The 20,314-nt window shown below is 55.1% G+C and carries 19 protein-coding genes; 12 read left to right on the forward strand and 7 right to left on the reverse strand.

Going from position 1 to position 20,314, the window contains the following annotated elements:
* Positions 1 to 106: 106 nt before the first annotated feature.
* Complete coding sequence (gene clcA / locus BFG58_RS17070) at positions 107 to 1,507, forward strand: H(+)/Cl(-) exchange transporter ClcA (protein ID WP_045907827.1); 1,401 nt, start codon at positions 107 to 109, stop codon at positions 1,505 to 1,507.
* A gap of 85 nt (positions 1,508 to 1,592) precedes the next feature.
* On the forward strand, positions 1,593 to 1,937 hold the full coding sequence (gene erpA, locus BFG58_RS17075; protein ID WP_013095643.1) for an iron-sulfur cluster insertion protein ErpA: 345 nt from the start codon (positions 1,593 to 1,595) through the stop codon (positions 1,935 to 1,937).
* Between the two features lie 58 nt (positions 1,938 to 1,995).
* On the opposite strand, the gene BFG58_RS17080 is transcribed toward erpA, so the two are convergent.
* The 3 genes from BFG58_RS17080 to mtnN are packed head-to-tail and all read right to left on the reverse strand — an operon-like array spanning position 1,996 to position 4,138.
* Positions 1,996 to 2,619, reverse strand: coding sequence for a TRIC cation channel family protein (locus BFG58_RS17080; protein ID WP_045907828.1), 624 nt, complete (start codon positions 2,617 to 2,619; stop codon positions 1,996 to 1,998).
* Positions 2,620 to 2,646: 27 nt separating this feature from the next.
* A complete protein-coding gene (gene btuF, locus BFG58_RS17085; RefSeq protein ID WP_063620831.1) occupies positions 2,647 to 3,447 on the reverse strand; it encodes a vitamin B12 ABC transporter substrate-binding protein BtuF in 801 nt (266 codons plus the stop codon).
* A complete protein-coding gene (gene mtnN, locus BFG58_RS17090; RefSeq protein ID WP_008501920.1) occupies positions 3,440 to 4,138 on the reverse strand; it encodes a 5'-methylthioadenosine/S-adenosylhomocysteine nucleosidase in 699 nt (232 codons plus the stop codon). Before mtnN ends, btuF begins: the two co-directional genes overlap by 8 nt.
* Before the next feature lie 82 nt (positions 4,139 to 4,220).
* Between mtnN and dgt the strand changes: the two genes are divergently transcribed.
* The 3 genes from dgt to cdaR all read left to right on the forward strand — a co-directional run bounded on the left by dgt (position 4,221) and on the right by cdaR (position 8,607).
* Positions 4,221 to 5,735: a dGTPase gene (dgt, locus tag BFG58_RS17095; RefSeq protein WP_063620833.1), complete on the forward strand. Its 1,515-nt coding sequence runs from the start codon at positions 4,221 to 4,223 to the stop codon at positions 5,733 to 5,735.
* Between the two features lie 131 nt (positions 5,736 to 5,866).
* Entirely contained in the window at positions 5,867 to 7,303 is a 1,437-nt protein-coding gene (gene degP / locus BFG58_RS17100; RefSeq protein ID WP_025756813.1) for a serine endoprotease DegP, read from the forward strand.
* A gap of 146 nt (positions 7,304 to 7,449) precedes the next feature.
* Positions 7,450 to 8,607 carry a DNA-binding transcriptional regulator CdaR gene (gene cdaR, locus BFG58_RS17105; RefSeq protein ID WP_045907831.1) on the forward strand — a complete coding sequence of 386 codons (1,158 nt, stop codon included), beginning with the start codon at positions 7,450 to 7,452 and terminating at the stop codon, positions 8,605 to 8,607.
* A gap of 92 nt (positions 8,608 to 8,699) precedes the next feature.
* On the opposite strand, the gene BFG58_RS17110 is transcribed toward cdaR, so the two are convergent.
* From BFG58_RS17110 to map, 4 genes are all read right to left on the reverse strand, one after another.
* On the reverse strand, positions 8,700 to 9,086 hold the full coding sequence (locus BFG58_RS17110; RefSeq protein ID WP_014168696.1) for a DUF3461 family protein: 387 nt from the start codon (positions 9,084 to 9,086) through the stop codon (positions 8,700 to 8,702).
* Positions 9,087 to 9,197: 111 nt separating this feature from the next.
* On the reverse strand, positions 9,198 to 10,022 hold the full coding sequence (dapD, locus tag BFG58_RS17115; protein WP_063620835.1) for a 2,3,4,5-tetrahydropyridine-2,6-dicarboxylate N-succinyltransferase: 825 nt from the start codon (positions 10,020 to 10,022) through the stop codon (positions 9,198 to 9,200).
* 32 nt (positions 10,023 to 10,054) lie between these two features.
* Positions 10,055 to 12,730, reverse strand: a complete 2,676-nt coding sequence (gene glnD, locus BFG58_RS17120) for a bifunctional uridylyltransferase/uridylyl-removing protein GlnD (RefSeq protein ID WP_063620837.1) — start codon at positions 12,728 to 12,730, stop codon at positions 10,055 to 10,057.
* A 63-nt stretch (positions 12,731 to 12,793) separates the two neighbouring features.
* Positions 12,794 to 13,588 carry a type I methionyl aminopeptidase gene (gene map, locus BFG58_RS17125; protein WP_045907833.1) on the reverse strand — a complete coding sequence of 265 codons (795 nt, stop codon included), beginning with the start codon at positions 13,586 to 13,588 and terminating at the stop codon, positions 12,794 to 12,796.
* 321 nt (positions 13,589 to 13,909) lie between these two features.
* Between map and rpsB the strand changes: the two genes are divergently transcribed.
* The 7 genes from rpsB (at position 13,910) to cdsA (ending at position 20,313) form a co-directional block, all read left to right on the forward strand.
* The gene (rpsB, locus tag BFG58_RS17130) at positions 13,910 to 14,635 is read left to right on the forward strand and encodes a 30S ribosomal protein S2 (RefSeq protein ID WP_013095653.1); all 726 of its coding nucleotides are present in this window, start codon (positions 13,910 to 13,912) and stop codon (positions 14,633 to 14,635) included.
* A gap of 117 nt (positions 14,636 to 14,752) precedes the next feature.
* Positions 14,753 to 15,604: a translation elongation factor Ts gene (gene tsf / locus BFG58_RS17135; protein ID WP_014830708.1), complete on the forward strand. Its 852-nt coding sequence runs from the start codon at positions 14,753 to 14,755 to the stop codon at positions 15,602 to 15,604.
* 150 nt (positions 15,605 to 15,754) lie between these two features.
* Entirely contained in the window at positions 15,755 to 16,480 is a 726-nt protein-coding gene (gene pyrH, locus BFG58_RS17140; protein ID WP_008501910.1) for a UMP kinase, read from the forward strand.
* A 167-nt stretch (positions 16,481 to 16,647) separates the two neighbouring features.
* Positions 16,648 to 17,205, forward strand: coding sequence for a ribosome recycling factor (frr, locus tag BFG58_RS17145; protein ID WP_008501909.1), 558 nt, complete (start codon positions 16,648 to 16,650; stop codon positions 17,203 to 17,205).
* Positions 17,206 to 17,298: 93 nt separating this feature from the next.
* Complete coding sequence (gene ispC / locus BFG58_RS17150; protein ID WP_063620839.1) at positions 17,299 to 18,498, forward strand: 1-deoxy-D-xylulose-5-phosphate reductoisomerase; 1,200 nt, start codon at positions 17,299 to 17,301, stop codon at positions 18,496 to 18,498.
* 186 nt (positions 18,499 to 18,684) lie between these two features.
* On the forward strand, positions 18,685 to 19,443 hold the full coding sequence (ispU, locus tag BFG58_RS17155) for a (2E,6E)-farnesyl-diphosphate-specific ditrans,polycis-undecaprenyl-diphosphate synthase (RefSeq protein ID WP_047651476.1): 759 nt from the start codon (positions 18,685 to 18,687) through the stop codon (positions 19,441 to 19,443).
* A gap of 12 nt (positions 19,444 to 19,455) precedes the next feature.
* Positions 19,456 to 20,313: a phosphatidate cytidylyltransferase gene (cdsA, locus tag BFG58_RS17160; protein ID WP_063620841.1), complete on the forward strand. Its 858-nt coding sequence runs from the start codon at positions 19,456 to 19,458 to the stop codon at positions 20,311 to 20,313.
* The last annotated feature ends 1 nt before the right edge of the window (position 20,314 follow it).

A 20,314-nucleotide genomic window follows, 5' to 3' on the forward strand; every position in this document is an offset into this window, starting at 1 on the left:
TTTAGCCGGGTAATGCTTTAAGATTTGTTAAGTAATTTTCAGGAGACGGTGGGGCTGTCTCTGGTAAAATCCTCGCGGCTTTTTGTATGACGAATAAGTACAGGACATGAAATCAGATTCTCCGTCTTTTGAAGAACAACAGTTTACGCGCGCCCAGCATCGAATCAGTATTCGGCGGCTGCTCAATCGCGATAAAACGCCGCTGGCGATCCTGCTGGCCGCTGCCGTGGTGGGAACACTCGCCGGTCTGGTGGGCGTGGCATTTGAAAAAGCGGTTAATGCCGTGCTCAACTGGCGAGTGGGAACCGTGGCCGGTTTCGCCGACAGCCGATGGCTGGTCTGGGTTGCTGCGTTCGGGCTGTCGGCGCTGTTTGCCATGGTGGGGTATTTCCTGGTGCGTAAATTTGCGCCGGAGGCGGGCGGGTCCGGCATCCCGGAAATTGAAGGGGCCCTGGAGGAGCTGCGTCCGGTGCGCTGGTGGCGTGTCATCCCGGTGAAGTTTATCGGCGGCATGGGTACGCTGGGCGCGGGGATGGTTCTTGGCCGGGAAGGGCCTACGGTTCAGCTGGGTGGGAACGTCGGCCGCATGGTGGGCGATCTGTTTCGGATGCGCAGCGCCGAAGCGCGCCATACGCTGCTGGCAACCGGTGCGGCGGCGGGGCTGTCGGCGGCCTTTAACGCGCCGCTGGCGGGCATTTTGTTTATCATCGAAGAGATGCGCGCGCAGTTTCGCTACAACCTGATCTCCATTAAAGCGGTGTTTACCGGCGTCATTATGTCGAGCATCGTGTTTCGCCTCTTTAATGGCGAAGGGGCGGTCATTGAGGTGGGTAAACTGACCAACGCGCCGGTGAACACCCTGTGGCTTTACCTGATCCTCGGCATGATTTTTGGCGTGGTGGGGCCGCTGTTTAACACCTTTATCTTACGCGCTCAGGATATGTTCCAGCGTATTCACGGTGGGAATACGACCAAATGGGTGCTGATGGGCGGCCTGCTGGGCGGAATCTGCGGCGTGCTCGGGTTTATCGAGCCGAATGCCGCTGGCGGCGGGTTCGGGCTGATCCCCATTGCGGCGGCGGGGAACTTTAGCGTGGGTCTGCTGCTGTTTATGTTTATCTCCCGCGTCATCACGACGGTGCTCTGTTTTTCCTCCGGCGCGCCCGGCGGGATATTCGCCCCGATGCTGGCGCTGGGAACCTTGCTGGGCACCGCGTTTGGTATGGCGGCGGAAGCGGGCTTTCCCGCCTATCACCTTGACGCCGGGACCTTTGCGGTGGCCGGAATGGGCGCGCTGCTTGCCGCCTCCCTGCGCGCGCCATTGACCGGGATCGTGCTGGTGCTGGAGATGACGGATAATTACCAGCTCATTTTGCCAATGATCATTACCTGTCTCGGCGCGACACTATTAGCCCAGTTCCTGGGTGGAAAACCGCTATACTCCACCATTCTTGCGCGTACTCTGGCAAAACAAGAGGCGGAGCGGGCCGCAACGCAGAATACTTGAATGAATTACCAGGGTATTAGATAATGACACAAAGAATTGGGTGAATTTTACCCAATAGCAGTAGCAGTATTCATGGGAGCATAAGATGAGTGATGATGTAGCGTTGCCGCTGGAGTTTACCGAAGCAGCAGCCAACAAAGTGAAAACCCTGATTGCCGACGAAGACAATCCGGATCTGAAACTGCGTGTCTATATTACCGGCGGCGGCTGCAGCGGCTTCCAGTACGGTTTTACCTTTGACGATCAGGTTAACGATGGCGATATGACCATCGAGAAACAGGGCGTTGCGCTGGTGGTTGACCCGATGAGCCTGCAATATCTGGTGGGCGGTTCGGTGGATTACACCGAGGGTCTGGAAGGTTCGCGCTTTGTGGTCACCAACCCGAACGCAACAAGCACCTGCGGGTGTGGTTCTTCGTTCAGCATTTAAGCCTGAATGCGGATTGTAGGCCCGGTAAGCGAAGCGCCACCGGGCTTATAAACGACGCCTATCTTGAATTTTCATCCAGCGCAAACGTCGGCAGCTTCAGGTGCCAGCGTATCGCCGCTAAACGTATCACCAGCGTCACGACCATCCCCAGCATCGCGGCGTTTTCCAGCGGAAGGGCAAACGTGTAGTACGCTGTCGCGTGGACAATGCCGCCCGCAATACAGGCCGTTGCGTAAATTTCAGTACGCAGGATCATCGGTACCTCACGCGCCAGAATGTCGCGAATGATCCCGCCGCCTACGCCGGTTAATACGCCCATGCAGATCGCCACCATCGGACCGGTGCCCGCATTAAACGCCTTATTGACGCCAATACCGACAAACACGGCCAGACCGACGGCATCCAGTACCGGCAATATCCATTTTGGTAATCGGCGGGGCTGGCGAACCAGCACAATGGTTAACAGGCAGGTGACCATCGCGACCACCAGATCGGTCGGATCTTTCACCCAAAACACCGGGCCATTCGCCAGCGCCATATCGCGGATTGTCCCGCCGCCCACGGCGGTTACTACGCCCAGCACCAGCACGCCAAACGGATCCATGCGTAGTTTTCCGGCGAGCAGGACGCCGGAGATAGCAAAAACGGCTGTGCCAAGAATATCCAGCCAATAAACGAGCATCGTTAAATCCTCGAAAAGGGTCTTATGTTAGTGACTCTCTGCCAGCGCGGCACAGAGCTGTTTTGCGGCGAGGATAATACGCGGGCTGGCGCGTTCAAACCAGTCGCTGTTGAGGGGTATTACCGGTATTTTTAGCTGCTTTTGCCAGAATTGCTCAATTTTGGGAATTTCACTCGCATTTCCGACCACGACGATGGCCTGTGGCTGGCGCGCCAGAACCTGCTCGCGGCTTACCTGAGGCCACGGCACCCGGCTGGCTGCAAAGATGTTTTCACCGCCACAAACTTCCAGCACCTGGTTTTGAATCGACCCTTTTCCGGTGGTGAACAGCGGCTGGCTGCCAAACTGCAGGAAGATGCGCTTTTTAACTGGGGTATCGTATCGGGATTTCAGCGCGGCATAGTCGCTCAGCATCTGTTTCGCCGCAGCCTCGGCTTTTTGGGGGGTAGGGCTATAGGGTGCCAGGGCGCGTAGCGCCTGTGCGACCTGTTCAATGCTGACGGCATCAATCCACATGACCTTTATGCCAAGGGAAGTGAGCTGGTTGACCTGCCGCTCGGCGTTGCCGCCACGCCAGGCCAGCACGAGATCCGGTTTCAGCGCCACGATGCGCTCAAGGTTCATCCCTTGCCAGGTGGCCACTTGCTCAATCCCCGCGGCCTGCGGCGGATAATCGGAAAAGCTGCTCACGCCGACGGGCGTAATGCCGGCGGCAAACGCCAGCTCCGTATTGGCGGGAGAGAGCGTAATCACGCGCGGTACAGCATAGAGCCACAGCGGGGCGAGCAGAAGCAGGGCGGCAAGCGCCCTGAGGGTATGTTTAACCACGTGCCAGATTCTGCACCAGGCGTTCCACCATCACGGTGGACTGTTTTGCCGCAACGGTCAGGAACTCGTCGAAGCTGATGTGGGACTGCTGGTCAGCTACGTCAGAGATGGCGCGAACCACCACGAACGGTACGTTGAAGTTATGGCAAACGTGCGCAATCGCAGTCGCTTCCATCTCAACGGCCACCGCCTGAGGGAAGTTATGACGGATTTTCGCCAGACCCACGGAACCATTGATGAACGCATCACCGCTGACAATCAGACCGCGTACCGCGTTGAGGTTGAGCTCCGCAATGCAGGTCTCTGCCGCCGCAATCAGTTTGTCGTCCGCTTTAAACCCTGCCGGGCAGCCCGGAAGCTGGCCGTACTCGTAACCGAACGCGGTGACGTCAGCATCGTGGTAACGCGCTTCGTCGGAAACAACGATGTCCCCCACCTTCAGCGTCGGCGCCAGGCCGCCCGCAGAGCCGGTATTCACGATCACGTCCGGCTTGCAGCGCTCAAGCAGCAGGGTGGCACCCAGCGCCGCAGCGACTTTACCGATGCCTGATTTCAGCAGAGCCACGTCAACACCGTTTAGCTGACCGGTATAGATCTCACAACCCCCCAGAGAGAGGGTCTGACGGTTCTCAATTTTGTCACGCAGGAGCGTAACTTCTTCTTCCATTGCACCAATAATGCCGATTTTCATAGATTTACTCGCGATGTGCCTTGTTAAGATGCATAGTCTATCATGCGGTTAAGGGGAAACGCATTCTCACGCGGGGGAGCACATGTCACCAATCGATTTTCGCACCAAAATTAACTGGCACCGACGTTTCCGTTCGCCGCAGGGCGACAAGAGCGAACATGAGATCCTGCGTATCTTCGAAAGCGATCGCGGGCGGATCATTAACTCGCCCGCCATCCGCCGTCTGCAGCAAAAAACCCAGGTCTTTCCGCTGGAGCGTAACGCCGCAGTGCGCACGCGCTTAACCCACTCTATGGAGGTGCAGCAGGTCGGGCGCTATATAGCCAAAGAGATTTTGAGCCGTCTCAAAGAGCAGCGCTTGCTGGAAACCTATGGTCTGGACGAGCTGACGGGGCCTTTCGAGAGTATCGTTGAGATGGCCTGCCTGATGCATGACATCGGCAACCCGCCTTTCGGTCATTTTGGTGAGGCGGCAATTAATGACTGGTTTAAACAACGGCTTTACCCTTCGGATGCGGTAAGCCAGCCGCTGAGCGACGACCGCTGCATCGTACGCGATTTACGCCTGCGTGAAGGCGAAGAGGGGCTGAACGATTTGCGCCGCAAGGTGCGCCAGGATCTTTGTCATTTTGAGGGCAACGCGCAGGGGATCCGGCTGGTCCACTCCCTGATGCGTATGAACCTGACTTGGGCACAGGTCGGCTGCATTCTGAAATATACGCGCCCCGCGTGGTGGATGGGGGAGACGCCCGCGTCCCACAGTTATTTAATGAAAAAACCGGGCTATTATCTTTCCGAAGAGGCCTATATTGAACGGCTACGTAAAGAACTTTCATTGACGCCAAACGGCCGCTTTCCATTGACCTGGATTATGGAAGCCGCCGATGATATTTCCTATTGCGTGGCCGATCTGGAAGACGCGGTTGAGAAAAGAATCTTCAGCGTCGAGGAGCTTTATCAGCATCTTTATACGGCCTGGGGCACCCATGAAAAAGGCTCGCTGTTTGCGCAGGTTGTCGAAAATGCCTGGGATAAATCGCGCTCAAATACATTAAGCCGCAGTACGGAAGACCAGTTCTTTATGTATTTGCGGGTAAATACATTAAATAAGCTGGTGCCGTACGCGGCGTCGCGCTTTATTGATAATTTGCCGCTGATTTTCAGCGGGGAATTCAACCATGCGCTACTGGAAGATGACAGCAGTTTCAGCCAGCTCCTCGAGCTTTATAAACATGTGGCGATGCGGCATGTCTTCAGCCATCCGGATGTCGAACAGTTAGAGCTGCAGGGCTACCGGGTGATCAGCGGGTTACTGGAAATTTATGCCCCGCTGCTCCAGCTGTCCGTTGACGAATTCAGCGAGCTGGTGGAACACGAGCGCGTGCGCCGCATCCCCATCGAATCCCGACTTTATCAGAAACTCTCTACCCGACACCGTCTGGCGTATGTCGAAGCGATTGGCAAGCTGGATCGCCATTCCCCCCAGTGGCCGGTGATGGAATATTATTATCGCTGCCGTCTTATCCAGGACTATATCAGCGGCATGACGGATTTGTATGCCTGGGATGAATATCGCAAGCTGATGGCGGTGGAATAACGCCTGAGTTTTGTAAAGACGGCCAATAAATTTTTACCTTTTCCATAAACTTATCGCCGGAACTAAGCGGTATAAAACGAATCTGAGTTACACAGCAATTTTGCGTTACCTGTAAATCGAGATTGAGAAACATGAAAAAAACCACATTAGCAATGAGTGCACTGGCTCTGAGTTTAGGTTTAGCGCTGTCTCCTCTGACTGCTACTGCAGCCGAGACCGCGTCGTCGGCAGCAACCGCGCAGCAGATGCCAAGCCTGGCACCGATGCTCGAAAAAGTGATGCCATCGGTGGTGAGTATTAACGTTGAGGGTAGCACGACCGTCAATACGCCGCGCATGCCGCGTAACTTCCAGCAGTTCTTCGGCGACAACTCGCCGTTCTGCCAGGACGGTTCGCCATTCCAGAGCTCTCCGTTCTGTCAGGGCGGTGGCGCAGGGGATGACAGCCAGGGCGGCGGCCAGCAGCAGAAATTCATGGCGCTTGGCTCGGGGGTAATCATTGATGCAGCGAAAGGCTACGTCGTTACCAACAACCACGTTGTCGATAACGCGAACAGCATTAAGGTTCAGCTGAGCGATGGCCGTAAGTTTGACGCCAAAGTGGTCGGCAAAGACCCGCGTTCTGACATTGCGCTGATCCAGATTCAGGATCCGAAAAACCTGACGGCGATTAAAATTGCCGACTCCGACGCGCTGCGCGTGGGCGACTATACCGTAGCGATCGGTAACCCGTTCGGTCTGGGTGAAACCGTGACCTCGGGTATCGTCTCGGCGCTGGGCCGTAGCGGTCTCAATGCCGAGAACTATGAGAACTTCATCCAGACGGATGCGGCGATCAACCGTGGTAACTCCGGCGGTGCGCTGGTCAACCTGAACGGCGAACTGATCGGTATCAACACCGCGATCCTTGCCCCGGACGGCGGCAATATCGGGATCGGCTTTGCTATCCCAAGTAACATGGTGAAAAACCTGACCGCGCAGATGGTGCAGTATGGCCAGGTGAAACGCGGTGAGCTGGGTATCCTCGGTACGGAGCTGAACTCCGAACTGGCGAAGGCGATGAAGGTTGACGCCCAGCGCGGGGCATTCGTCAGCCAGGTGATGCCGAACTCCTCTGCCGCTAAAGCGGGCATTAAAGCGGGGGATGTGATCACCTCCCTGAACGGTAAACCGATCAGCAGCTTTGCCGCCCTGCGTGCGGAAGTCGGCTCTATGCCTATCGGCAGCAAAGTGACCCTTGGTCTGCTGCGCGACGGCAAGGCGGTTAACGTGAGCCTGGAGCTGCAGCAGAGCAGCCAGAATCAGGTGGACTCCAGCACCATCTTCAGCGGGATTGAAGGTGCCGAGATGAGCAACAAAGGCGCAGACAAAGGCGTGGTGGTGAACAACGTGAAAGCGAATTCACCGGCAGCCCGTATCGGCCTCAAGAAAGGCGATGTGATCATGGGCGCTAACCAGCAGCCGGTGAAAAATATCGCTGAACTGCGTAAAATTCTCGACAGCAAGCCTTCCGTGCTGGCGCTGAATATCCAGCGTGGTGATACCTCTATTTACCTGCTGATGCAGTAATCCTCTGAAGCCCCTGTTCGCAGGGGCTTTCTCGTTTCTGTGACCCTTCCCACAAGTCCATACTTCTTCTTCTCTCTTTGTGCATTCGCACAATGCAGCCGTCGCTGAACATCCCTATGCTTGAGCTCTGCTCACAGGAGGGTTCTATGGCTGGCTGGCATCTTGATACCAAAATGGCGCAGGATATCGTGGCGCGCACCATGCGCATCATTGATACCAATATCAACGTAATGGATGCCCGCGGGCGCATTATTGGCAGCGGCGATCGCGAGCGTATTGGGGAATTGCACGAAGGCGCGCTGCTGGTGCTCTCCCAGGGGCGCGTGGTCGATATCGACGATGCGGTAGCGAAACACCTGCACGGTGTCCGTCAGGGTATCAATTTACCGCTGCGCCTTGAAGGCGAGATTGTGGGGGTCATCGGTCTCACCGGCGAGCCCGAGTCACTGCGAAAATACGGTGAGCTGGTCTGCATGACGGCGGAGATGATGCTCGAGCAGTCGCGCCTGATGCACCTGCTCGCTCAGGACAGCCGCCTGCGTGAGGAGCTGGTGATGAACCTTATTCAGGCGGAAGAGCATACGCCTGCGCTCAGTGAATGGGCGCAGCGTCTGGGGATCGACCTGAACCAGCCGCGCGTGGTAGCGGTGATTGAAGTCGATAGCGGCCAGTTGGGCGTAGACAGCGCGATGGCCGAACTGCAGCAGCTGCAAAATGCGCTGGCGACGCCGGAGCGCGATAACCTGGTGGCGATCGTTTCTCTGACGGAAATGGTGGTGCTCAAACCGGCGCTTAATGCGTTCGGCCGCTGGGATGCGGACGATCATCGTCGTCGCGTGGAGCTGCTGATCGCCCGAATGAAGGAGAATGGCCAGCTGCGTTTTCGCGTTGCGCTGGGCAATTATTTTACCGGGCCGGGCAGTATCGCCCGCTCCTGGCGTACCGCACGCACCACCATGATGGTGGGCAAGCAGCGAATGCCGGAGAGCCGCAGTTATTTTTATCAGGACCTGATGCTGCCGGTGCTGCTCGACAGCCTGCGCGGTGGCTGGCAGGCCAATGAGCTGGCGCGGCCATTGGCGCGCCTGAAAGCCATGGACAATAACGGCCTGCTGCGCCGGACCCTGCAGGCGTGGTTCCGTCATAACGTGCAGCCGCTGGCGACGTCAAAAGCGCTGTTTATCCACCGCAATACCCTGGAGTATCGGTTAAACCGAATTTCAGAGCTGACGGGGCTGGATCTGGGGAATTTCGACGATAGGCTGCTGCTGTATGTGGCGCTGCAGCTGGACGAGCAGAGATGACTGAGTGCGGTCTGGTGCCCTCACCCCATCCCTCTCCCACGGGGAGAGGGCGCAAACACTAAAAACGGCAATCAAGGATTGCCGTTTTGCTTTTATTTCCGGGTTAACTTCTCAAGATCCGCTTCAATCTCGCTGATCTTATTGGTAACAACGCTTTCAAGGTGACGCAGGTCGTCAAGGATCTTACGCTTGAGATCGACTTCGGTGCGGTCGCGCTGGCAGATCTGATCGAGTTCATCGATCACATAGCGTAGGTTAGGGCTGATTTCCTGTACTTCTTTGTATCCCTGTCCTACACCGTCAGCAACAACGGTCTTACGCTGGCGTGGGTATTTAAACTTCACGCTTTTGGCGAAAAACTCTCCTTTGTCCTTGTGAAAATAGATTTTCAAAATATCGTTGTTGGCTTCCTGGCGGAGGCTGTAACGATCAATTTCATCAGGATTGGTAATGCCCAGACTTTTCAGATTATCGTACATAGCGGTACCCTTGATCTCAACATAACCTTTGAATAATTAACGAAAAAATCTATTTTCGCCACCCTCAGATATAAAAAAAGCGGGGTTGCCCCCGCTTTTTGTTATACCCGATTAATCGATGGTGCGCAGCAATTCGTTGATGCCCACTTTACCACGCGTTTTCGCATCCACTTTCTTCACGATAACCGCACAGTACAGGCTGTATTTGCCATCTTTTGACGGCAGGTTGCCGGACACCACGACGGAGCCCGCCGGAACGCGACCGTAATGCACTTCGCCGGTTTCACGATCGTAAATACGGGTGCTCTGGCCGATGTAAACGCCCATGGAGATCACGGAGCCTTCTTCCACGATCACGCCTTCAACCACTTCAGAGCGCGCGCCGATGAAGCAGTTATCTTCGATGATGGTCGGGTTAGCCTGCAGTGGCTCCAGAACACCACCGATGCCCACGCCGCCGGACAGGTGAACGTTTTTACCGATCTGCGCGCAGGAACCGACAGTTGCCCAGGTGTCGACCATGGTACCTTCGTCAACGTAGGCACCGATGTTCACGTAGGATGGCATCAGCACGGTATTACGTGCGATGAAGGCGCCCTGGCGCACTGCCGCAGGCGGTACCACGCGGAAACCTTCTTTCTGGAAACGCGCTTCGTCGTAGTCAGCGAACTTCATTGGCACTTTATCGAAGTAGCGGCTTTCTGCTCCGTCGATAACCTGGTTATCGTTGATGCGGAAAGAGAGCAGCACGGCTTTCTTCAGCCATTGATGAGTGACCCACTGACCGTCGATTTTTTCTGCCACGCGCAGCGCGCCGGAATCCAGCAGGGAAATCACCTGGTTTACCCCTTCACGGGTCACGGTATCCACATTTGCCGGGGTAATCTCGGCGCGACGCTCAAAAGCGGACTCAATAACGTTCTGTAACTGCTGCATTGTTTACTCTTTCCATTTCACTAAAAAACATATCACCCTTTATCGTTTGGATTGAGGGCTGCTGTCAACCGTTGTTGCACTTCAAGCTGCAGGTCATTATTAAGGGCACGTCGGTCGGCGGTGGCGATTATAAATAAATCTTCTACTCGCTCGCCAATGGTTGTAATTCGGGCTCCATGAAGCGAAATTCCCAGATCGGCAAAAACCTGACCGACGCGGGCGAGCAGCCCCGGCTGGTCGAGCGCAATCAGCTCAAGGAACGATTTACGATCGGTGTGGGTTGGCAGGAAATTGACTTCGGTATCCACGGTGAAGTGGCGCAATTTCGCCGGCTGGCGACGCGGCTGCGGGGGTTGCCAGCTGCGCTGGGTGATCGCCTGCTCCAGACCAAAACGTATACCTTCATGCCTGTCCGACGACAGCGGGCTGCCGTCCGGCTCCAGCACGATAAAGGTGTCCATTGCCATGCCGTCGCGGGTGGTGAAAATCTGCGCGTCGTGCACGCTCAGGTTACGCCTGTCCAGCTCGGCGCAGACCGCAGCAAACAGATAAGGGCGGTCCGGGCTCCAGATGAAAATCTCCGTCCCGCCGCGGGTGGCCTGCGGGCTCAGCAGGATCATCGGCTGCGACAAATCGTGCTTGAGCAGATGCCGCGCGTGCCACGCAAGCTGGTTTGGGCTGTGGCGGACAAAATAGTTGGCGCGGCAGCGGGCCCAAATCTGATGTAGCGCCTCTTCATCAATGTTATCCATCCGCAGCAGCGCCAGTGCCTGCAGCTGGTGGTGACGCACGCGCTCGCGCATATCCGGAGTGTTCTGCATCCCGCGACGCAGCTGTTTTTCGGTGGCGAAGTACAGCTCGCGCAGCAGGCTCTGCTTCCAGCTGTTCCACAGGGTTTCGTTGGTGGCGCAGATATCGGCCACCGTCAGGCAGACCAGATAGCGCAGACGGTTTTCCGTCTGAACCTCTTCGGCGAACTGTTTTATGACTTCCGGGTCCTGAATGTCACGGCGCTGGGCGGTGACCGACATCAGCAGGTGATGGCGCACCAGCCAGGCCACCAGCTGCGTTTCACGTGAGTTCAGGCCGTGCAGCTCGGCAAATTTCAGCACGTCCTGCGCGCCGAGCACCGAGTGGTCGCCGCCGCGACCTTTGGCGATGTCGTGGAACAGGGCGGCAATCAGGATCAGCTCCGGATGGGTCAGGCGCGGCCACAGCTCGACGCACAGTGGGTGGCGGGAGCGCGTCTCTTCTTTCGCAAAGCTTTCCAGCTTGAGCATCACGCGGATCGTGTGTTCATCCACCGTGTAGGCGTGGAACAGATCGAACTGCATCTGCCCGACGATATGCGACCACTGCGGCATATAGGCCCACAGCACGCTGTGACGGTGCATCGGCAGCAGGCCGCGGCTGACGGCACCCGGGTGGCGGAGCATGCTCAGGAACAGCGAACGGGCTTCCGGGATATAGCACAGCGGCTCCGTCAAATGGCGGCGCGCGTGGCGCAGATGGCGCAGGGTGGTGGAGTAGATCCCGGTGATGGTGCTGTTGCGCACCATGGTATAGAACATCCGCAGAATCGCTTCCGGCTCGCGAATAAACAGCGTTTCGTCGCGGAGATCGATAAGCGTGCCGCGCAGCTGGAATTCGTCATCAATCGGGCGCGGCTTTTCGTCGGCCGTCAGGGCCAGAATGGCCTCGTCGAACAGCTGCAACAGCATCTGGTTCAGCTCGGTCACCCGGCGGGTGACGCGGAAGAAATCCTTCATCATGTGCTCAACCGGCTCGTTACCCTCGCCCTGGTAATTCAGGCGCTGCGCCACGCTGAGCTGGCGGTCAAACAGCAGACGGTTATCGTAGCGCGTAACTTCCAGATGCAGGGCAAAGCGGATGCGCCAGAGCAGGTGCAGACACTCGTTAAGCTCGTTACGCTCCGCCTCGGTTAAAAAGCCGAAGCCAACCATCTCGTCCAGCGAGGTGGCGCCAAAATGGCGTCGGGCGACCCACTGTAGCGTGTGGATGTCGCGCAGGCCGCCGGGGCTGCTTTTAATATCGGGCTCAAGGTTATAGCTGGTGCCGTGGTAGCGCTGGTGGCGCTGGTTTTGCTCCTCGACTTTCGCGGCGAAGAACTTTTCTGACGGCCAGAAGCCGTCGCTGAAGATGTGTTTTTGCAGCTCCAGGAACAGCGCGACGTCGCCAATCAGCAGGCGGGTTTCAATCAGGTTGGTGGCGACGGTCAGGTCCGACAGCCCTTCAAGCAGACACTCTTCCAGGGTACGCACGCTGTGGCCGACTTCCAGCTTTACGTCCCAGAGCAGGGTCAGCAGCTCGCCGATTTTTTGCGCCTGTTCGTCCGGCAGCTTTTTGCGGCTTAAGATCAGGAGATCGATATCGGAAAGCGGATGCAGCTCACCGCGGCCATAGCCTCCGACGGCAACCAGCGCAACATCGCTGATTTGTCCAAATCCGTAATCGATCCACAGGCGCTGCAGCAGCTGGTCGATAAATTCGGTGCGCGCCTCAATCAGCTGTTCTGCCGATATGCCCGCATCAAATGCGCTGTCCAGCCAGCGGTGAAAGACATCCATGTGCGCCTTGATGCCGGCACAGGTTAGCTCGTGCTGCGGCCAGACGCCCGGGTTATCGGGCTGGTCGGGGAGGGTGGGAAGGGCTGTGTTAGCATACTGTTCGGGTAAAAGATTACTCATCGTGCGCCACCCATAAGAAAAAGCTATAGCCATTAAAAAAGCCGGCATTTGCCGGCTTTTTTATCATTCGTCGTGCGTCAGTATCGCCGGGATGGTGTCATCCTTGCGCAACGTCATAATTTCGCAGCCGTTGTCTGTTACCACAATAGTATGCTCGTACTGCGCAGACAAGCTTCTGTCTTTGGTTTTCACCGTCCATCCGTCTTTCATGGTACGGATGCGGTAATCACCCGCGTTGACCATTGGCTCAATGGTAAAGGTCATGCCTTTTTGCAGCACCACGCCGCCGTCATCGGCATCATAGTGCAGAACCTGCGGCTCTTCGTGGAAGACGCGGCCAATGCCGTGACCGCAGTACTCGCGTACCACGGAGAACCCTTCTGCTTCGACAAATTTCTGGATTGCCGCGCCGATGGTGCGCAGGCGAATACCCGGTTTCACCATTTTCAGCGCCAGGTAGAGGCTTTCCTGGGTAACTTTGCACAGACGCTCGCCAAGAATGGTCGGCTTGCCAACGATGAACATTTTTGAGGTGTCACCGTGGTACTCGTCTTTAATGACGGTCACGTCGATGTTAACGATGTCGCCGTCTTTCAGCAGTTTTTCATCGTCCGGAATACCGTGACACACCACTTCATTAATAGAGATGCAGACGGATTTCGGGAAACCGTGGTAGCCGAGGCAGGCGGAAACCGCGTGCTGCTCGTTCACGATATAGTCGTTACAGATGCGGTCCAGTTCACCGGTGCTGACGCCCGGCTTCACGAACGGCTCGATCATTTCCAGCACTTCCGCGGCCAGACGACCGGCGATGCGCATCTTTTCAATTTCTTCAGGTGTCTTAATAGAGATAGCCATGTAATCTGTCCATCGGTGTCGATTTTTTCGACAATACTAGTCTAAGTGTCGTCAATGGTATCAGTCAGGCACGCTCCGTGCCAAATTGAGAATCATTAACAGCACACTCCGCCAACAACTGTTGGTTTCTGGTCGTGTTTTGTGGTATAAAGCGCGCCGGACTTCCGATCCATCTCAGATACACAGGCTGGACGGGAGCGACAAATCTCACTTTGTGTAACAACACACACGTATCGGCACATATTCCGGGGTGCCCTTCGGGGTCGGTAATATGGGATACGTGGAGGCATAACCCCAACTTTCAATATAGAGGTTTTAAACATGGCAACTGTTTCCATGCGCGACATGCTCAAGGCTGGTGTTCACTTTGGTCACCAGACCCGTTACTGGAACCCGAAAATGAAGCCTTTCATCTTCGGCGCACGTAACAAAGTTCACATCATCAACCTTGAGAAAACGGTACCAATGTTCAACGAAGCCCTGGCTGAGCTGAACAAGATCGCTTCCCGTAAAGGTAAGATTCTGTTCGTTGGTACTAAGCGCGCTGCAAGCGAAGCTGTGAAAGATGCTGCTAACAGCTGCGACCAGTTCTTCGTGAACCATCGCTGGTTGGGCGGCATGCTGACCAACTGGAAAACTGTTCGTCAGTCCATCAAGCGCCTGAAAGATCTGGAAACCCAGTCTCAGGACGGTACTTTCGACAAGCTGACTAAGAAAGAAGCGCTGATGCGCACTCGTGAACTGGACAAGCTGGAAAACAGCCTGGGCGGTATCAAAGATATGGGCGGCCTGCCAGACGCGCTGTTCGTAATCGATGCAGACCACGAGCACATCGCAATCAAAGAAGCTAACAACCTGGGTATCCCGGTATTCGCTATCGTTGATACCAACTCCGATCCGGACGGTGTTGACTTCGTTATCCCGGGTAACGACGACGCAATCCGTGCTGTTAGCCTGTACCTGAGCGCTGTAGCTGCTACCGTTCGTGAAGGCCGTTCCCAGGATCTGGCTTCTCAGGCGGAAGAAAGCTTCGTAGAAGCTGAATAATAAGGTTTTACCCCTTATTAGTACCGTGTATGAATAGGGGCCCATTACCGGCCCCTTTTTTCAATTTACACTGTTTGGCCCCCGGCCGGGCAGTTCACATCTCCCGAGGATTTAAGAATGGCTGAAATTACCGCATCCCTGGTAAAAGAGCTGCGCGAGCGTACTGGCGCAGGCATGATGGATTGCAAAAAAGCGCTGACTGAAGCGAACGGCGACATCGAGCTGGCAATCGAAAACATGCGTAAATCCGGTGCGATCAAAGCAGCTAAAAAAGCAGGCAACGTTGCTGCTGACGGCGTGATCATCACTAAAATCGACGGCACCTACGGCATCATTCTGGAAGTTAACTGCCAGACTGACTTCGTTGCTAAAGATGGTGGTTTCCAGGCATTTGCTAACAAAGTTCTGGACGCAGCGGTTGCTGGCAAAATCACTGACGTTGAAGTTCTGAAAGCACAGTTCGAAGAAGAACGTGTTGCGCTGGTTGCTAAAATCGGTGAGAACATCAACATCCGTCGCGTTGCTTCTCTGGAAGGCGACGTTCTGGGCTCTTACCAGCACGGTGCACGTATCGGTGTTCTGGTTGCGGCTAAAGGCGCTGACGAAGAGCTGGTTAAACAGCTGGCAATGCACATCGCTGCAAGCAAGCCAGAATTCGTTAAGCCAGAAGACGTGTCTGCTGAAGTGGTAGAGAAAGAGTACCAGGTTCAGCTGGACATCGCGATGCAGTCTGGTAAACCAAAAGAAATCGCAGAGAAAATGGTTGAAGGCCGCATGAAGAAATTCACCGGCGAAGTTTCTCTGACTGGCCAGCCATTCGTTATGGATCCAAGCAAGTCTGTTGCTCAGCTGCTGAAAGAGCACAACGCTGACGTAACTGGCTTCATCCGCTTCGAAGTGGGCGAAGGCATCGAGAAAGTTGAGACTGACTTCGCAGCAGAAGTTGCTGCAATGTCCAAGCAGTCTTAATGATTGAAAAGGAGCCGCCTGAGGGCGGCTTCTTTTTGTCACCCGTCACAGGAAATCAGACAGGCTCCAGTATCGCTGTACTGATTTGCGGCATATCATGTCGCCAGAATTAACTCCCATCTTAATCGTTGACAGTCTCAGGAAAGAAACATGGCTACCAATGCAAAACCCGTGTACAAACGCATTCTGCTTAAGCTGAGTGGCGAAGCGCTGCAGGGATCGGAAGGCTTCGGTATTGACGCAAGCATCCTTGATCGCATGGCACAGGAAATCAAAGAACTGGTCGAACTGGGCATCCAGGTTGGCGTGGTCATTGGCGGTGGCAACCTTTTCCGTGGTGCTGGTCTGGCGAAAGCGGGGATGAACCGCGTTGTGGGCGACCACATGGGTATGCTGGCAACCGTGATGAATGGCCTGGCGATGCGTGATGCGCTCCATCGCGCCTATGTGAACGCCCGCCTGATGTCCGCGATCCCCCTGAATGGTGTATGCGATAATTACAGCTGGGCAGAAGCTATCAGCCTGCTGCGCAATAACCGCGTGGTGATCCTCTCCGCCGGTACGGGTAACCCGTTCTTTACGACCGATTCCGCTGCCTGCCTGCGCGGTATCGAGATCGAAGCTGATGTGGTACTGAAAGCGACCAAAGTCGATGGCGTGTTTACTGCCGACCCGGCAAAAGATCCTTCTGCAACCATGTACGATCAGCTGAGCTACAGCGAAGTGCTGGATAAAGAGCTGAAAGTGATGGATCTTGCCGCCTTCACGCTGGCTCGTGACCACAAACTGCCGATCCGTGTCTTCAACATGAACAAACCTGGCGCACTGCGTCGCGTAGTCATGGGCGAAAAAGAAGGCACTTTGATCACGGAATAATTTCCGTTGACGATAAATACAGGTAAGATTCCGCTTTATTTTGTAGTGGTATCTTACCCGGGCGCGCCTTTGGCGTTGTCATGAATTAAACGCGACTATACTTAGCACACCTGTAGCGCTGTGCTGGCGGATAGTCTGCCTGAGACAAGTTTTCAAGGATTCGTAACGTGATTAACGACATCAGAAAAGATGCTGAAGTACGCATGGAAAAATGCGTAGAAGCGTTCAAAACCCAAATCAGCAAAATCCGTACTGGCCGTGCTTCCCCAAGCCTGCTGGATGGCATCATCGTCGAGTACTACGGTACGCCAACCCCTCTGCGTCAGCTGGCGAGCGTGACGGTAGAAGATACCCGTACGCTGAAAATCAACGTATTCGATCGTTCTATGGGCCCGGCGGTTGAGAAAGCGATCATGGCGTCTGACCTCGGTCTGAACCCAAGCTCTGCGGGGGCTGACATCCGCGTTCCACTGCCACCGCTGACTGAAGAGCGTCGTAAAGACCTGATCAAAGTGGTGCGTGGCGAAGCTGAGCAGGGTCGTGTCTCCGTGCGTAACGTTCGCCGCGACGCGAACGATAAAGTCAAAGCGCTGCTGAAAGAAAAAGAGATCAGTGAAGATGACGATCGTCGTTCCCAGGACGACATTCAGAAAATGACTGACGCTGCCATCAAGAAAATTGATGCGGCGCTGGCAGATAAAGAAGCGGAACTGATGCAGTTCTGATTTCTGTCGTACACTGATAAACGCCGTTCAGAGAGACTTAGGGTCTTGCTGGCGGCGTTTTGCTTTTATCTGGTCTAACTTTTCGGGCATCTAATGAAGCATTTAACACTCCTCGGCTCAACCGGCTCTATCGGTTGCAGTACTCTCGACGTCGTTCGCCATAATCCTGAACTTTACACCGTGACAGCGCTGGTGGCCGGTAAGAATGTGCAGCGAATGGTTGAGCAGTGCCTGGAGTTTACGCCCCGCTATGCGGTGATGGATGACGAAGAGAGCGCGCGCCTGCTGAAAGCACAGCTGCTTGAAAAGGACAGCCGAACCGAGGTGCTGAGTGGGCAACAGGCGGCCTGCGAGATGGCGGCGCTGGATGACGTGGATCAGGTGATGGCGGCCATCGTCGGGGCGGCAGGATTATTGCCGACGCTTGCCGCGATTGATGCCGGTAAGGACGTTCTGCTGGCCAATAAAGAGTCGCTGGTGACCTGCGGACGCCTGTTTATGGAGGCGGTGAAGCAGCACGGGGCGCGTCTTTTGCCTGTCGACAGCGAGCACAACGCGATTTTTCAGAGTTTACCGCAACCTTTTCAACAGAACCTGGGGTACGCTGACCTGGAGCAGAATGGCGTCGTGTCTATTCTGCTTACCGGGTCTGGTGGCCCGTTCCGTGAAACGCCACTGTCTGAACTGCGTGCCATGACGCCGGATCAGGCGTGCCGTCATCCGAACTGGTCGATGGGGCGTAAAATCTCCGTTGACTCTGCCACCATGATGAACAAAGGTCTGGAATACATTGAAGCGCGCTGGCTGTTCAATGCGTCAGCGAAACAGATGGAAGTACTGATTCACCCACAATCGGTGATTCATTCGATGGTGCGTTATCAGGATGGCAGCGTGCTGGCGCAGTTGGGCGAACCGGATATGCGTACGCCAATTGCCCATTCCATGGCGTGGCCGAATCGAGTGAAGTCCGGTGTGAAGCCGCTTGATTTCTGCAAGCTATGTTCCCTGACGTTCAGTGAGCCAGACTACGACCGTTACCCTTGTCTGAAGCTTGCGATGACGGCCTTTGACCAGGGGCAGGCGGCGACAACGGCACTGAATGCAGCCAATGAAATTACCGTTGAAGCATTTCTGAATCAGCAAATTCGTTTTACCGATATCGCGGCGTTGAATTTAGCGGTACTGGAGATGATGGATTTGCGCGAACCACAGAGCGTGGAAGAGGTGCTGGCGGTGGATGCAGCTGCGCGTAATATTGCGCGCCAACAGGTGACACGTCTCGCAAGCTGGTGATAAAGCAACCACTAGTCGTCGTGCTATTTGTTAGCGTTGGGCTTCAGTGATATAGTCTGCGCCACCTGATCGCAGGTATTTGACTTTACGTGGTCAGGTGAGCCGTGGTTTGACACGGCTTTTTTATGTATCGGCTTCAGTATTCCTGAGTACCGTTAAATCCTTTTCAGGGACAAAAAACGCGTTATGTTGTCTGCGAATCAACCAATAAGCGAAAACTTGCCAGCGCATGGCTGCCGTCATGTAGCAATCATTATGGATGGCAATGGCCGCTGGGCGAAAAGACAAGGGAAAATACGAGCCTTTGGGCATAAAGCTGGGGCGAAATCTGTTCGCCGCGCCGTTTCTTTTGCCGCCAATAACGGCATTGATGCGTTAACGCTCTATGCTTTTAGCAGTGAAAACTGGAATCGACCACTGCAGGAAGTGACTGCGTTGATGGAATTGTTTGTGTGGGCGCTAGACAGCGAAGTAAAAAGCCTGCACCGCCACAACGTCCGCCTGCGTATCATTGGCGATACCAGTCGTTTTAACTCACGTTTGCAGGAACGGATTCGCAAAGCAGAAGCGCTGACGGAAAATAATACCGGACTGACGCTGAATATTGCGGCGAATTACGGCGGACGCTGGGATATTATCCAGGGCGTTCGGCATCTGGCCGAACAGGTTCAGGAAGGGCTGTTGAGACCCGACCAAATTGATGAAGAGGCGCTGAGCAAGCAAATCTGCATGAATGAACAGGCACCTGTGGATTTGGTAATTAGGACAGGGGGGGAACATCGCATAAGTAACTTTTTGATATGGCAAATTGCCTATGCTGAACTTTACTTTACGGATGTTCTTTGGCCCGATTTTGATGAACAAGACTTTGAAGGTGCGCTGCATGCCTTTGCCAATCGAGAGCGTCGTTTCGGCGGCACCGAGCCTGGTGGCGATAACGCCTGATGGGGGTAGCTTTTGCTGAAGTATCGCCTGATTTCCGCTTTTGTATTAATACCCATTGTCATTGCGGCGCTGTTTTTACTGCCCCCGGTGGGATTCGCTATTGTTACGCTGGTGGTGTGTATGCTCGCCGCGTGGGAATGGGGACAGTTTAGCGGCTTTACCTCGCGCACGCAGCGAGTATGGCTTGCGGTACTGTGTGGCTTTATCCTGGCCATAATGCTGTTTATGTTGCCTGAATATCATCATGATATTCATCAGCCGCTGGTGGCCGGTTCCTTGTGGATATCGTTGGCCTGGTGGGTGGCCGCGCTGTTGCTGGTGCTGTTTTATCCCGGCTCCGCGGCGTTATGGCGTCATTCAAAAGTGCTGCGACTGATTTTTGGTTTGCTCACCATTATTCCTTTTTTCTGGGGTATGGTTGCGCTGCGCGCCTGGCACTACGACGAAAACCACTACAGCGGTGCGATCTGGCTGCTTTATGTGATGATTCTCGTCTGGGGGGCTGACTCCGGGGCCTATATGTTTGGTAAACTGTTTGGCAAACATAAGCTGGCGCCGAAGGTTTCTCCGGGCAAAACCTGGCAAGGATTCATCGGCGGTTTGTTTACGGCCGCGATCATCTCCTGGGGCTACGGCGTCTGGGCGAATCTTGAAGTGGCACCGTCAATACTGCTGGTGTGCTCGATTTTTGCTGCGCTTGCCTCCGTGCTCGGTGATTTAACCGAAAGTATGTTCAAGCGTGAAGCAGGGATTAAGGACAGTGGACACCTGATTCCAGGGCATGGCGGTATACTGGATCGCATTGATAGCCTGACAGCGGCTGTTCCCGTGTTTGCGTGTTTGCTTTTACTGGTATTCGGGACGATTTAAC

Origin of the sequence: Enterobacter sp. ku-bf2 (genome assembly GCF_001742765.1) — a bacterium.
In the GTDB taxonomy this organism is placed as follows: domain Bacteria; phylum Pseudomonadota; class Gammaproteobacteria; order Enterobacterales; family Enterobacteriaceae; genus Enterobacter; species Enterobacter quasiroggenkampii.

Bases quoted from the DNA above. Each gene is read 5' to 3' on its own strand.
- tsf (WP_014830708.1), top strand. From the start codon at position 14,753: ATGGCTGAAATTACCGCATCCCTGGTAAAAGAGCTGCGCGAGCGTACT.
- mtnN (WP_008501920.1), bottom strand. From the start codon at position 4,138: ATGAAAATCGGCATTATTGGTGCAATGGAAGAAGAAGTTACGCTCCTG.
- dapD (WP_063620835.1), bottom strand. From the start codon at position 10,022: ATGCAGCAGTTACAGAACGTTATTGAGTCCGCTTTTGAGCGTCGCGCC.
- BFG58_RS17110 (WP_014168696.1), bottom strand. From the start codon at position 9,086: ATGTACGATAATCTGAAAAGTCTGGGCATTACCAATCCTGATGAAATT.
- cdaR (WP_045907831.1), top strand. From the start codon at position 7,450: ATGGCTGGCTGGCATCTTGATACCAAAATGGCGCAGGATATCGTGGCG.
- ispC (WP_063620839.1), top strand. From the start codon at position 17,299: ATGAAGCATTTAACACTCCTCGGCTCAACCGGCTCTATCGGTTGCAGT.
- map (WP_045907833.1), bottom strand. From the start codon at position 13,588: ATGGCTATCTCTATTAAGACACCTGAAGAAATTGAAAAGATGCGCATC.
- glnD (WP_063620837.1), bottom strand. From the start codon at position 12,730: ATGAGTAATCTTTTACCCGAACAGTATGCTAACACAGCCCTTCCCACC.
- pyrH (WP_008501910.1), top strand. From the start codon at position 15,755: ATGGCTACCAATGCAAAACCCGTGTACAAACGCATTCTGCTTAAGCTG.
- dgt (WP_063620833.1), top strand. From the start codon at position 4,221: ATGTCACCAATCGATTTTCGCACCAAAATTAACTGGCACCGACGTTTC.
- ispU (WP_047651476.1), top strand. From the start codon at position 18,685: ATGTTGTCTGCGAATCAACCAATAAGCGAAAACTTGCCAGCGCATGGC.
- BFG58_RS17080 (WP_045907828.1), bottom strand. From the start codon at position 2,619: ATGCTCGTTTATTGGCTGGATATTCTTGGCACAGCCGTTTTTGCTATC.
- degP (WP_025756813.1), top strand. From the start codon at position 5,867: ATGAAAAAAACCACATTAGCAATGAGTGCACTGGCTCTGAGTTTAGGT.
- clcA (WP_045907827.1), top strand. From the start codon at position 107: ATGAAATCAGATTCTCCGTCTTTTGAAGAACAACAGTTTACGCGCGCC.
- rpsB (WP_013095653.1), top strand. From the start codon at position 13,910: ATGGCAACTGTTTCCATGCGCGACATGCTCAAGGCTGGTGTTCACTTT.
- erpA (WP_013095643.1), top strand. From the start codon at position 1,593: ATGAGTGATGATGTAGCGTTGCCGCTGGAGTTTACCGAAGCAGCAGCC.